Here is a 12,817-nt window from a genome sequence, read left to right as displayed (position 1 = left end):
AGACGACTACTGACTCCAGCGTGACCAGCTCACATCCCCATGCCGGCTCTTCGGAGAAGTCACTTCCCGGACCCGCCGCCACCCAGGATAGAACCCCGCTCCCCGCGATGGCTTGACACAGAGGGGAGCCAGAAGCGGACGTTCCGTCAGCGACCTCCACGGCGTGCCGTCAGGGTGACGAGGACGAGGACGGCAACGCCGAACATGGCGGCTCCGACAGCCCACCACCAGAAGAATCCCGAAAAGACCGAGGCGATCAGCAGGCCCAGGCCGAGGCCGGCCAGCAGGCCGAGTCCGAACAAGGCCCGTGGGGGCAGCGCGAGGTACGGCAGGCGCCGCACCACGAGCACTTCCAGCCAGGTGCCGCCCACCGCCAGCAGTGCCGCGCCCGCCCCGTCCACCGCGGACAGTCCGTGACCCTCGCTGATCGGCACGAGGACGCGACCCTCGTCACCGGCGGGGACGAAGAGAATGAGCACGCCAGCGACGACGAGCAGAACCGTGATAGCCACCTGGGTGCGCGGCACACTCGCGACATCGTGCGACATCGCTTCAGTCTTGGTCATCCGCCGTAATCTCGACAGGAGCCGAATCGCCGAACATCGAAGCACGAAGATCAGGTTGTGCGGACGGCCGTTGACCGCCGGCCCAGAGCTCACCACGAAGGATCCGCCGTTCAGCGCGTTGCCGGCGGAATCCGGGTCTCATTCGGCGGGACCGGGAACGGTTTTCACATGGTGACGCGACGGGCCGTGCTGAACCGGCGCTGGTAGGCGGCGGGGCTGATCGACATCCTCCTGGCGAAGAGCGTGTCGAAGGCCGGTTCCGAGGAGACGGCACCCTCGACCGCGATCCGGACCCCGAGGTTCGACGTGACGTCCGCACCGGCCGGCGACAGCAGAACGATCCGGTAGTCGGCGCCGAACCGGTTCGCCTCCTTGAACACCTGCGCGGGACCGGCGACGTCCAGCAACGTCACTCCGTCGTAGATGAGGATCGCGACGCGATGGGGGCCAGCGTTCACCGCTCCGGTCCCTTGGTACCCGGATCCGCGGGGTCAGCGATCCGTTCCCGCGGCACTGGCCTCCGTCCGGTCGGCGGAACAGAAGGCCCGGGCACCGTCTATTGGTAGCACGCTCCTACCGGAGATGACGGGGATCCACGTGGGCGGGGTAACTCACGTCACGACTCTTGCCGGTAAACAAACTCCGAAGGAATCTCGTCCCGCAACCGATGCCCGGTTGACCCATGCTCCCAACCCGGCATTCCGGTCCGGATATGAGTGGTTCCTGGCCGGACGAGGGCGGCGGCGTACGACGATCGGTGGGCAGCATGGAGGTCAGACACACGGTCCGCACACATTTCGCGGAAGGTCCTAGATCATGTCAGAGGTCATCGCGGGGTTGGGGATTCCTGAGACAGCGGCGGTCGCCGAAGCGACCAGGCGTATCCAGGAGACGACCAGCCCTCTCATCTACCACCACTCCCGACGGGTCTTCCTTTTCGGCCTGATTCACGCTGACCGGCTCGGCGTGAAGCCGGACCCGGAACTGCTCTATCTCGCGGCCATGTTCCACGACACCGGCCTGCTGACTCCCTTTTCCGACGTCGAGCAGCGCTTCGAAGTCGACGGCGCCGACCACGCGCGCACGTTCCTCCTGGACCGGGGTTTCTCGACGGCCGCGGCCGAGACCGTGTGGACGGCGATCGCGCTGCACACCACGCCGGGCATCCCCGACCGGATGGCCCCGGAAATCGCGACCACGTACCTCGGTGTCCTGACCGACGTGCTCGGCCTGGGCTTGGACGGACTGGAACACGATCAGCTGGGCGAAATCCTCGCCGTCCATCCGCGAGGGGACTTCAAGAACGAGTTTCTGCGAGCCTACGTCGACGGCCTGAAGAACCGCCCCGAAACCACGAACGGCACCGTGAACTCCGACGTGCTCGAACACTTCATCCCCGGCTTCCAGCGCGTGACGACGGTCGAGCGAATCGTCGGATCGCCCTGGCCGAGCTGATTGGACACCGGCTCACCAGCGCACCGACGACGCACCGACGACGGGCGATCAGCAAGCCGAGCCGCCCACAACCACTCCATACCGACGAACCTTCCTGGAAAGGAATCGAGCATGCGAGCGATCACCGTGAGAGACCGTGACGCGGGTGTCGGCGGCCTCACCCTGACCGACATGCCCTACCCGCACGCTGCGGAGAACGACGTCATCGTGCGCGTGCACGCCGCAGGCTTCACACCCGGAGAGCTCGACTGGCCTGCAACGTGGTCCGATCGGGCCGGTCGGGACCGGACACCCACCATCCCCGGGCACGAACTGTCCGGAGTCGTGGTCGAGCTCGGCTACGGAACCACCGGCCTCACCGTGGGCCAGCGGGTGTTCGGACTGACCGACTGGGCCCGCAACGGATCCCTGGCCGAATACACCGCGGTGGAGGCTCGCAACCTCGCTCCCCTCGCGGCCGACATCGACCACACCGTGGCCGCCGCGCTGCCCATTTCCGGACTGACCGCATGGCAGGGACTGTTCGACCACGCCCATCTCACGACCGGCCAGACCGTCCTCATTCACGGCGCCGCGGGCGGCGTGGGCTCGATCGCCGTTCAACTCGCGCGGGAGGTGGGCGCCCGCGTGATCGGCACCGGCAGAGCCGACGACCGTGACGTCGCGCTCGGCCTCGGCGCGCAGACCTTCCTCGACCTGGACGCCGACGATCTGCGGCGCGTCGGCGAGGTGGACGTGGTGTTCGACGTCATCGGCGGCGACATCCTCGTGCGATCGACCGAGCTGGTGCGCCCAGGCGGCACCGTCGTCACGATCGCCGTGCCACCCACCGTGCAGCCCAAGGACGGGCGAGCCATCTTCTTCGTCGTCGAACCGGATCGCGCCCGGCTGACCGACCTCGCCCAACGCCTCCGTACCGGACGGCTCAACCCCATCGTCGGCGCCGTGCGACCGCTCTCCGAAACGGCGTCCGTGTTCGCCCGCCACCGCCGCATGCCCGGCAAGACGATCATTCAGGTCGCGGACGAGTGACTACGCTCCGGCGGGTCCTCGAACCGACGCCTCGAAAAGCTCACCGGCCGCGAACACTCCGTGCTGTCAGGCGCTGCTTCGCACGAAGGTCTCCTCGCCCCATGATCCGTCGTCAGCGTCCAGCCGGATGATCAGCCGGTCGCTGGCGCAGCGGTACGACCCCTCCGAATCCGCCATCACCGAGCTGATGTCCAGCTCTCTGGCGCCGACCCGTACCACGTTGACGTCACCTGCCGTCACGCCGTCCCGCTGCCGGTACCGGACGTTTTCGGCCGTCCACCGATACGTCTGTATGCCCCGCCGGACGTTGCGCACGGTGTGGCCGTTGAGGGAGCCCTCGGCGACGGCCAGGTCGAACAGGTCCGTAGCGGTGCCGTCCGTCCGGTAGGCGCTGGCGAAGCCGGTCTCTGGACCGCTGGTGAGGTCCACGCTGGCGTCCTGCCGCAGCCCGGCCATCGTGCCCAGCGGTGAGTCGGCGGGGACCGGCAGGTGGTAGTGACCGGAGGCGAGCCGCCACACCCCGACGAGGCAGCCATCCTGTCCGGTCGCTGCCGCCCGCCCAGGATTCCGGTGTACGGCGGCAGCGGCGGCGGAGGCGCCGAGCAGCGTCAGGACGGCGGCCCCGGAGATCAGCCACCGGCGGTGTCGGGCGCGCCCGACCATGGACAGCGCCGCCCCCACCGCGGCGCCGAGCGCTGCCGCGACGGTCGCGAACACCGGCGCGACGAGCAGGGCGTGACTGATCGCCCGCACCACGAGGACCTGCTCGGGAGGGCGGACGCAGCCGGCCCCCGCCAGCGCCGCCGTGACGGCCACCAGCACCGGTAGCAGAAGCAGCCCCGCCGCGCCGGCGGCGAGTAGCGCGTGCCACACCGACAGCCGCCGATTGGCCACCGCCGCCACCGCGACCGTCGCCTCGACCAGCGTGACCGGCAGCAGCGTGTGGCCGTCGACCAGACTCCGCAGCGCCGCCGGCCCGAGCCCCGGGTCCCGGGCCCCGACCGCGATGCCGACCACCACCAGAGGCAGCGCCGCCGCGCCGACGGCCCCCGCGACGATGCCGAGCCGCAACGCCCGCCGGGTCGCGTGCCGGTCGGCCAGGACAGGATGCAGCGCGGCGGCCAGTGGCAGCGCGAGCAGGTACGGGGCGTGGTCGGCCAGCACGCGCACGTACCAGCCGAGGGTGTCCACCAGGGTGAGTACCGTGACGTGTTCGGGGTGACCCTCGCGTGCGGCGAGCACCCGGAGCATGCTCACCTCGGCGTCCACCGACCACGCGTCCAGAACCAGGATCGACGCCACGAACGCGGCGATGAGCACGGCCGTGGCCGTGGCGGCGCCGGCCCACGCCAGACGGGTACGGCCCGCGTCGGTCACCGGGAGCCGCCGCAGGTGCGCCCGAGCGCCGAGGGCCACCCAGCGGCCGAGCAGGACGCCACCGGCGATCCCGAGCACGGCCCACGCCAGCTCGACCCACCAGGCCGGCCGGTCGCCGGCGTACCCCGCCGACCAGGCCAGCCGGCGGCCCACGAGCAGCCCGGCGGCCAGTGCGGCGCCGAACAGACCGCCCCCGGCCGCCGTGCCGCCACCGTGCCGCACCCACCAGGCCGACCGCCACAGCGCGCCGGTGGTGACCAGGGCCAGCGGCACGCCGAGCAGCAGCCCCACCAGGAACGCGCCACCGGTGAGCGGATCAGAACCGCCGAGGGTGCGTGGCAGTTGCGACATCAGGTCCGCCGGCGGTGGCGCGGCAATCCCGGCGGCCAGGCCGGCGCCCAACGCCTCGACAGGGCGGGCAGAGACCCGACGCACCGGTCGGTCCAGTTCATCGGCGCGCGCCCGGGCCAGCGGCTGGAACCGGAACATGGCGGCGAGGCGGGACCAGCGTCCGTCGCGGACGGGTTTGGTCGCGAGCAACGCCCGGATGGTCGCCGCGTCGGCCCCGGTCAGCCGGGCGTCCGCGGCGAACTCCCGGGCCCGCAGCACGGACCAGGCCGAGACCTGCACCACCAGCGCGAACGCCGCCAACCGCCAGGAGTCACCAAGCAGGTGCGTGGCGGGCACGGCGCCCGCGTAGTTGACCGCGACGGGCACGAGCACGGCCAGCGGGAAGGCCCAGGCCAGCGCGATGGTCAGCCGGGTCAGGGTCACGTCCGCGTTGCGCAGGTGGGCCAGTTCGTGCAATACGACCGCCCGGAACACGCCCGGGGCCACCCGGTGGGCGTGCACGAGTCCCAGGTCGAGCCGGACGTAGCGGACGGGGAACGCGCCGAAGGTGTTGCCGCTGACCCGTGCGGAACGCGACACCACGAACGTCGGCGCGCGGCGCAGCCCCGCCTCGCGTACCAGATCGGACAGGTCCGCCCGCAGCGCTTCCGTGCCCGGCATCCGGTCCAGGCGGCGCAGGTCGCGCAGCCGGCGTTCGCACCACGGCGCAGCCAGGTAGATCGCGGCTGTCACCACCGCCAGCACGGCCATCCCGACGAGCATCTGACGGACCGCGTCGGCGTGCAGCGTGCCGAGACAGTTTCGCACCGCCGCCGCCGACTCCTCGTTGACCGTGCCGGCCCGCACGTCGATCGGCGCCGGCAGCCCGCGCAGTCCGTCGATGCACTCGGCCCGCTGGCGGGTGAGCGCCGCGTCGATGAGCACCGCCTGCCAACCGAACACGCTCGTACCGACGACCGCGGTCACCACGGCGACGAACCGGCCGAGGGCCGGTGACGGCAGCGGAGGGGTCACCCCGGCCAGGGCGGGGCCGGCTGTCGTGTCACTCACCGTCGATGTTCCCGCCGTCCACCCCGAACCGGGCGACGAACGCCTCGCGCACCGCGTCGCGCAGCACCGCGACCTGGTCCTCGGTGAGCGCCCAGCGCGGGTCGCGCGCTGCGGCCGTGACCGCCTCCTCGATACGCAGCACCTGACCGGGGCGCAGCCGCACCGTCCGCGGCGGCGCCTCGCCCGGGCGGCTGGCACGCCACCGCCGGCCGAGCCGGCCCAACCCTCCGCGCGCCGCGTCCGTGGCCTGCGCCTGCACCGCGTCGCGCAACCCGGCGAGCGCGACGCCGGTCAGCACCATCACGTACGGCAGCAGCGGCTCAACGACCTCCGGGAAGCCCCCGCCGCCCCCCACCCGCAGAAGATCGCGCGGATCGTCCCGCCACCGCGACGGCCGACGCTGGTACGCCGGTTGCAGAAACACCAGCAGCGGCTCCTCCTGCGGAGCCACCGCCCGGATGGCCAGCCGGACGAGATCCTCCTCGACGCCGCCGCCGGCGGCCTGCCTGGTCGGGCTCATTGCGATCGTGTCTCCGGGCAGGTGGGTCGGGGCGCGGTGCGACGATCACGTTAGGGCCGGGCGCCCCATCAGCGCGATCAGCAATCAGATAGTCACGGTTGGTGAGATGAATGGTTCACCGCCCTCGGACCTCTGGTCAGTTCGGGTAGCCATCGGGGTTTTCGTCCCGATTCATCGACCTGTCGATGGTGTTGATGAAACGATAGGACGCGTGGGAGCTGCGAAAACTGCGATGCCTGCTATCTCGCCACTGGCTGGCGAGCCGATCAAGCGTGCCGATGCCGAGCGGCTCGCGGGGGTGCTGAAGGCATTCGCCGATCCAGCCCGGCTGCGACTGCTCAGTCTGATCCAGTCCGCGCCGGAGGGCGAGGCGTCCGTGAGTGACCTCACCGCGCCGCTGGGGCTCTCCCAGCCGACCGTGAGTCATCACCTCAGGATCCTCACCGAGGCCGGCCTGCTCGAGCGCGAGAAGCGCGGCGTCTGGGCGTACTACCGCCTGGTGCCGTCCGCGATCGCGACGATCGCCGACCTGCTGACGCCCCCTCGCAAGCGGGCGACGAAGAAGGCCGCCCGCTGAGCGGCAGCGTCGGAGACCACGCCGTCGTCGAGAGTCGGCGGTGTCGCGGCTCGCCGGTCAGCTCGGTGTTCGTCTGCCCGTCCGGTACGACCAGATGGCGGCGGGGCCGCCGCCGTCCTTGGACGGCAGCGGCCCCGGGTGGTACGGCCCGACGTCAGCGCCGGTCGGTCGTTCCGTTCCGTGCGGCGTCGACGGACACCTGGTCGAAGGCCGGTGCGCCGTCGACCGCGTCGGCGGCGACGGCCGCCGACGTGGCGCTGTCCGGCAGGTCCAGGCTGGTCCGCAGGGTGACCGGCTTGAGCAGGAGCGCGGCGATGACGCCGACCACCGCGATGGCGGCGGAGATGAGGAAGATGTGTCCTGTGGCGTCGCCGTACGCGGCCCGGACGATGTGCTGGATCCCCTCAGGCAGAGCGGTGATGTTGAGATTGCTGCTGCCACCGGCGCTGTCGGAGGCGGGGATCCCGGCGGCGGTGAGGTCGCGGGTGATCTGGTCGGTGACCCGGTGGGCGAGGACGGCGCCGAGCACCGAGACGCCGATGGTGCCGCCAAGCGACCGGAAGAAGGCGACGCTGGAGCTCGCCGCGCCGATGTCCTTGAGGGAAACCGTGTTCTGGACGGCGAGAACCAGGTTCTGCATGGTCATGCCGACGCCGGTGCCGACGATGAACATGGCGGCGCCGACCAGGACGAGCGACGTCTCGTGGTCGATGGTGCCGAGCAGCGCGAACCCGGCGACCAGAATGATCGAACCGGCGACGATGTACGGCTTGATCCTCCCGGTCTTGGTGATCAACCGGCCGGCGATGATCGAGGAGCCTAGGACCCCCGCCATCATCGGGATGGTGAGCAGGCCTGCCTCGGTCGGGCTGTAGCCGCGGCCGATCTGGAAGTACTGGCCGAGGAAGACGGCGCCGCCGAACATGGCCATGCCGACCGCGAGGCTGCCGAGGATGGCCAGCGCGGTGGTGTGCTGGCGCACGATACTGAGCGGGACGACCGGCTCGGCCGCCCGCGACTCGACCCAGACCGCCAGGGCGAGCAGGATGAGCGCGCCGCCGACCATGGCCACGGTCTGCCAGGAGAACCAGGCGAACGAACCGTCGACGAAGGAGATCCAGATCAGCAGCACGCTGACGCCGGCGGCGATCAGGCTGGCACCCAGATAGTCAATCTTGACGTTCTCCCGCCGCAGGGTGGGCAGGTGCAGGGTGGCCTGGAGCAGGATCAGCGCGATGATGGCGACGGGCACGCCGACGAAGAAGCACCAGCGCCAGCCGAGCCAGGACGTGTCGACGATGAGGCCGCCGAGCAGTGGGCCGCCGACCGTCGCGACCGCCATGACGCCGCCGAGGTAGCCGTTGTAGCGCCCCCGCTCGCGCGGCGGGATCATGGCGGCGATCGCCACCTGGACGAGGGCCTGCAGACCGCCGACCCCGATGCCCTGGAACGCGCGGGCGGCGATGAGCTGGCCGGCGCTCTGCGAGAAGCCCGCAACGACGGAGCCGAGCAGGAAGACCACGATGGCGACCTGGATGAGGATCTTCTTGTTGAACAGGTCGGCCAGCTTGCCCCAGATCGGGGTGGTCGCGGTCGCGGTGAGCAGGGTCGCGGTGACCACCCAGGTGTACTGGTTCTGCGAGCCGTTCAGCGCTCCGATGATCTTCGGTAGAGCGGTCGAGACGACGGTGCTGCTCAACATCGCGACGAACAGCACCAACAGCAGGCCGCTGAGCGCCTCGAGCGTCCGCCGATGGGTCATCGGCTCAGCGCCGGTCATGGTGGTGGGTGCGCTCATCGCGCGGCCTCCAGCTTGTCGTGGTTTGCGAGTGCGACCTCGATGTCGCGGGTGAACCGGTCGAGTGCGGCGCTCAGCGCCTCCACCTCGCCGGGAGTCCAGTCGGCGAGTGCCCGCTCGAGCAGCTCGCCGTACCAGCTGTGGGTGTCGGCCAGGGCGATCCGGCCGGCGGGGGTGATCGCCAGGAGGCTCGCCCGTTTGTCGGTCGGATCGGGCCGCCGTTCGATCAGGTCGTGCGCGACGAGCGCGGCGACGGAGCGGCTGACCGTCGACGGGTCGAGCCGGGTGCGCTGAGCCAGTTCATGGGCGTGGCAACCGCTGGACAGCTGGTCGATATGCAGGAGAATGCCGACCAGACCCAGTGGAACGGCCGGCCGCTCGTCAGCCCGACGCTGCCTCAGCAACCGGACAGTCCGTACCAGGCCGTGCAGTCGAAGGCCGAACTCACGAACGGCGTTGTCCACGTCTGCTCCCACCCCCGGTTGTTGGTTGCCTCAAGCAAGCATCTACCGATCTTGCACAACAGGCAAGTTTGCCCATTGAGAAGCGCGTCACCCCACGTACGCTGAGGGCGATGGACGAGACCACCGGGCTACGGGAGCGCAAGAAGGCGGCCACCCGCCTCGCCCTGCACGAGGCCGCCCTGCGCCTCGCCGCCGAACAGGGGCCCGACGCCGTGACCATCGAGGCGATCGCCGACGCGGCGAACGTCTCCCGGCGGACGTTCTCCAACTACTTCTCCAACAAGGAAGAGGCCCTCTTCCACGGCGACACCACGCGCCTGCACAGGCTGTTGCAGCTGATCCGCGAGCGGCCCGCCAGCGAGCCGCCGTGGACAGCACTGAGCCGGGCGGCCGAACGCTTCGCCCAGGAGGCGTTCGGCGATCGCGACCACGCATGGCTGACCCGACGCCGGCAGCTGCGCGGGCACCCTGGCCTGGCCGCACAGCAGGTCGCGGCGTACACCGCGATCGAACGCGAGCTGGCCGGCGACCTCGCACACCGGCTCACCGGCGCCGACGTGGCACTGCGTTCCCGCCTCCTGGCCGCGACCTTCCTGGCCATCCTGCGCGTCGCCATCCAGCACTGGATCAACAACCCGGGCGGCCAACTGCAGCGGACCATCCGGACCGCGCTCGCCGAAGCCACTCCCCCGACAGGTCACCGGACGATCACGGGCGACTAAGGCGCGTTTCAGACGAACGCCCGACCGGCGGCAGGCCCGGAGGGGTCCTGGGGATCCGGGTACGCCACCGAGGCGGCCACGGCGGCCCTGCGGTTCGGCTCCGTCGACCGCGGCCTGGACCGCATCATCAGCATTCGCCACGTCGAGAACGTCAGGTCGGCACGGGTGATGGAGAAGCTGGGACTCACGCGCGCGGGTAGCGGTGGCCAGGGTCACCTCACCAACCGTTCGCAGAAACGGACGATGACCGTCCGCCTGGGATAGCGTGCTGGATGCGGACGGCACTCGTCCGCTCCGGGATGAGCCCGATGGAGAACGAGACCTCGCACGGCGGCGCCGGCGGCTCGTGGGCTCGCCTCTCGAATCACCCAGGCCCACAACAGAGATGAGGACTCATCGTGTCCATGCGTTTCACCGACAAGGTCATTTTGGTCACCGGTGCCACCTCCGGCATGGGGCGGGCCGTCGTCGAGCGGGTCGCCGCCGAGGGAGCGAAGGTCGTCCTGGCCGCGCGCGGCAAGGATGCGGGTGAAGCATTCGTGGCCGAGCTGCGCTCCGCCGGGCGGGATGCGCTCTTCGTGCCGACCGATGTGACGGTCGGAGCCGAGGTGGCGGACCTGGTTGGCCGGGCGGTCGACCAGTACGGCCGGCTCGACGGCGCCTTCAACAACGTCGGCGCGGCCATCGCGCACGGTCCGGTCACCGGAATCGACGACGACGCATGGGGCGCCGAGATGGCGCTCAACCTCAACAGCGCCTTCTTCGGCCTGAAGTACCAGATTCCCGCGCTGCAGGCGTCCGGCGGCGGGTCGATCCTGAACAACGCCTCCAACCTCGCGGTCACGGGCGCGGCCGGGATGGCCGCCGCGTGAGGGCAGGCATGACGGGACAGGCGGCTGGATGCGCGCCGGGAGGGAGTCCGGTGCCTCGGCATCGAGTACGTGCCGTCCCGGCGTACGCCATCGGCACGGAACCGCCGGCATCGCGGATGCCGCCGCTGGGTCAGCTCCCGGCTCTCGTGCGGGCCGGGAGCTGACGCCTTCGTCGGCGGCGATCGTCCGATTAATGGCATTCTTTCCCGCATGGCCGACCGGATCGATCTGCCGCTTGCCGATGCCGAACTGGCCGCCTTCATCGAGGCCGGTCGGCGGAACCCCGGCCCTCCTGCCAGAGCTGTGGGAGCGGCGCATCTACGGCGCGCGCAATGGCTCCGTGTCGAAGCCCGACCCCCAGGCCCGGAGATCGCCTGGGTTGAGGACCTGACGGTCGGTGCGACCGATGTGCGAACCCGCCTCTACCGGCCATCGGCGGCGACTCGGCCACTGGTGGTGTTCCTCCACGGCGGGATGTGGACGATCGGTGATCTTGAGTCGCACGACCGGGCGTGTCGCCGCCTGGCGCTCAAGACCGGAACGGCGGTACTGAGCGTGGACTTCCGTCGAGCGCCGGAGCACCCGTGGCCGGCGGCCGTCGATGACTGCGCTGATGTGCTCCGATGGGCCTCGAGCAGCGGGGGTTCGAGCGCTGGCATCGGTGGCCCGACAGTCGTCATGGGCGACAGCTCGGGCGGGAACCTCGCCGCGCTCGCCTGCCTGCGCCTGCGCGATGAAGGCGGACCACTGCCCGCCGCCCAGATCCTGCTGTATCCCAACACCGATCTGACGCTCTCCTATCCGAGTGTGCGGACGTACGCCACGGGTTGGGGCCTGAACGCCGACGACGTCGCGTGGGGGGCTGAGCAGTGGGTCCCGGACCCCTCTCAGCGCGCCGACCCCGACGTCAGTCCGGTGTTCACCGCCGACCTTCGTGGGCTGCCGCCCGCCGTTGTCGTCACCACGGAGCACGATCCGCTTCGAGATGAGGGCGACGCCTACGCGGCTCGGCTGGCCGCCGCCGACGTTCCGGTCACCCATCGCTGCGAGCCGGCGATGGTGCACGCATTCCTCACCCTCGATACCGTCTCACCCGCCGCGGCGGCGGCCGGAGACCGGGTCTTCGCCGACGTCGCCGATCTGGTCGACCGCCTCTGGTGATGTCGCATCCGGCGGGCCTTGAGACGCTCCACCGAGATGTCGGCGTTCGACCCGGGCTCCCGGCCCCTGCGGCTACAGCCTCCCCCGGATCCCGGAGGTAACCGCACCGACCGGGCTGGCCTGCGTCGCGGCCGGGATACTGGCCGCTGTGACGATCAAGGCGCTGATCCTCGACTTCGACGGCCTGCTGATGGATACGGAGACCACGCTGCTGGAAAGTTGGCGGTGTGAGTGGCGTCGGCACGGTTTGCAGCTCGACCCGGCAGGCTTCTTCGCCGATCATGGTGGCGACGCGAACGAGACGCGTTACGCCGCGCTCGAAGCGGCGGTCGGGCTGACCTACGACCGCGCGTCCAGCCACGCGCTGCGGATGGCGCACCGCGCAGAACTGAACTCGGCGCTGGAGCCGGCGCCCGGCATGGTCGGATGGCTGGACCGGGCCGCAGAGCTGGGGCTGCGGCTCGCCGTGGCGAGCAGTTCCCCGATCACTCATGTGGGCCCCATGCTGGAAAACGCGGGGCTGCTGGCGCGGTTCGAGGTGGTGGCAACCGGCGAGGAGGTGCCAGCGCACAAGCCGGACCCCGCCGTCTATCTGCTGGCGCTGGATCGGCTCGGGCTGCCCGCGGATGAGGCGGTCGCCTTCGAGGACACCGCGCACGGCGTGGCCGCGGCACATGCCGCTGGGCTTCGTTGTGTCGCGGTGCCGAACCCACACGCGGACCACGCCCGCTTCACGGCCGCGGACCTCCTGCTGCACAGCGCCGCGGACCTGTCCCTGGACGCGCTCCTGGTCAGACTCGCGCGGTGCGCGAGCCGCCGTCCCCCAACAGCGTGAGTCGGCCCGCACCAGGGGAATTCGCAGATGCCTCGCT

At 70.7% G+C, this 12,817-nt stretch carries 13 protein-coding genes and 1 pseudogene; 8 read left to right on the top strand and 6 right to left on the bottom strand.

Annotated elements, in window-relative coordinates; all coding sequences use genetic code 11:
• Positions 1-146: 146 nt before the first annotated feature.
• Together ACWD6N_RS21320 and ACWD6N_RS21315 are read right to left on the bottom strand one after the other, a co-directional pair.
• Positions 147-566, bottom strand: coding sequence for a hypothetical protein (locus tag ACWD6N_RS21320; protein ID WP_450005116.1), 420 nt, complete (start codon positions 564-566; stop codon positions 147-149).
• Between the two features lie 164 nt (positions 567-730).
• Complete coding sequence (locus ACWD6N_RS21315; RefSeq protein WP_450005115.1) at positions 731-1,024, bottom strand: hypothetical protein; 294 nt, start codon at positions 1,022-1,024, stop codon at positions 731-733.
• 358 nt (positions 1,025-1,382) lie between these two features.
• Here ACWD6N_RS21315 and ACWD6N_RS21310 point away from each other — a divergent pair, with 358 nt between their 5' ends.
• Both ACWD6N_RS21310 and ACWD6N_RS21305 read left to right on the top strand, forming a co-directional pair.
• Positions 1,383-2,021 carry an HD domain-containing protein gene (locus ACWD6N_RS21310; RefSeq protein WP_450005114.1) on the top strand — a complete coding sequence of 213 codons (639 nt, stop codon included), beginning with the start codon at positions 1,383-1,385 and terminating at the stop codon, positions 2,019-2,021.
• Positions 2,022-2,132: 111 nt separating this feature from the next.
• Positions 2,133-3,053, top strand: coding sequence for an NADP-dependent oxidoreductase (locus ACWD6N_RS21305; protein WP_450005113.1), 921 nt, complete (start codon positions 2,133-2,135; stop codon positions 3,051-3,053).
• Between the two features lie 66 nt (positions 3,054-3,119).
• Here the strand turns inward: ACWD6N_RS21305 and ACWD6N_RS21300 are convergent, their stop codons facing one another.
• Both ACWD6N_RS21300 and ACWD6N_RS21295 read right to left on the bottom strand, forming a co-directional pair.
• Positions 3,120-5,831, bottom strand: coding sequence for a M48 family metalloprotease (locus ACWD6N_RS21300; protein ID WP_450005112.1), 2,712 nt, complete (start codon positions 5,829-5,831; stop codon positions 3,120-3,122).
• Positions 5,824-6,351, bottom strand: coding sequence for a hypothetical protein (locus tag ACWD6N_RS21295; RefSeq protein ID WP_450005111.1), 528 nt, complete (start codon positions 6,349-6,351; stop codon positions 5,824-5,826). The genes ACWD6N_RS21300 and ACWD6N_RS21295 overlap by 8 nt, the downstream gene beginning before the upstream one ends.
• A 232-nt stretch (positions 6,352-6,583) precedes the next feature.
• On the opposite strand from ACWD6N_RS21295, the gene ACWD6N_RS21290 reads away from it, so the two are divergent.
• Complete coding sequence (locus ACWD6N_RS21290; protein WP_450005122.1) at positions 6,584-6,928, top strand: ArsR/SmtB family transcription factor; 345 nt, start codon at positions 6,584-6,586, stop codon at positions 6,926-6,928.
• 154 nt (positions 6,929-7,082) lie between these two features.
• On the opposite strand, the gene ACWD6N_RS21285 is transcribed toward ACWD6N_RS21290, so the two are convergent.
• On the bottom strand, positions 7,083-8,726 hold the full coding sequence (locus tag ACWD6N_RS21285; protein WP_354965325.1) for an MDR family MFS transporter: 1,644 nt from the start codon (positions 8,724-8,726) through the stop codon (positions 7,083-7,085).
• Positions 8,723-9,190 carry a MarR family winged helix-turn-helix transcriptional regulator gene (locus ACWD6N_RS21280; RefSeq protein WP_450005110.1) on the bottom strand — a complete coding sequence of 156 codons (468 nt, stop codon included), beginning with the start codon at positions 9,188-9,190 and terminating at the stop codon, positions 8,723-8,725. Before ACWD6N_RS21280 ends, ACWD6N_RS21285 begins: the two co-directional genes overlap by 4 nt.
• Before the next feature lie 110 nt (positions 9,191-9,300).
• Here ACWD6N_RS21280 and ACWD6N_RS21275 point away from each other — a divergent pair, with 110 nt between their 5' ends.
• The 5 genes and pseudogenes from ACWD6N_RS21275 to ACWD6N_RS21255 all read left to right on the top strand — a co-directional run bounded on the left by ACWD6N_RS21275 (position 9,301) and on the right by ACWD6N_RS21255 (position 12,780).
• A complete protein-coding gene (locus ACWD6N_RS21275) occupies positions 9,301-9,912 on the top strand; it encodes a TetR/AcrR family transcriptional regulator (protein ID WP_450005109.1) in 612 nt (203 codons plus the stop codon).
• Positions 9,913-9,957: 45 nt separating this feature from the next.
• Positions 9,958-10,176: pseudogene (locus ACWD6N_RS21270) on the top strand (GNAT family N-acetyltransferase); the annotation flags it as partial.
• 140 nt (positions 10,177-10,316) lie between these two features.
• Complete coding sequence (locus ACWD6N_RS21265) at positions 10,317-10,784, top strand: SDR family NAD(P)-dependent oxidoreductase (protein ID WP_450005121.1); 468 nt, start codon at positions 10,317-10,319, stop codon at positions 10,782-10,784.
• Positions 10,785-10,994: 210 nt separating this feature from the next.
• Positions 10,995-11,945 (top strand): alpha/beta hydrolase, encoded by a 951-nt coding sequence (locus tag ACWD6N_RS21260; RefSeq protein ID WP_450005108.1) that lies wholly within the window; start codon positions 10,995-10,997, stop codon positions 11,943-11,945.
• A 148-nt stretch (positions 11,946-12,093) separates the two neighbouring features.
• Positions 12,094-12,780 carry an HAD family hydrolase gene (locus ACWD6N_RS21255; protein WP_450005107.1) on the top strand — a complete coding sequence of 229 codons (687 nt, stop codon included), beginning with the start codon at positions 12,094-12,096 and terminating at the stop codon, positions 12,778-12,780.
• Positions 12,781-12,817 lie beyond the last annotated feature (37 nt).

It is taken from the genome of Micromonospora sp. NPDC005163, assembly GCF_053599835.1.
Note: the sequence above shows the minus strand (reverse complement) of the source record. Positions and strands in the feature narration are given on the sequence as shown.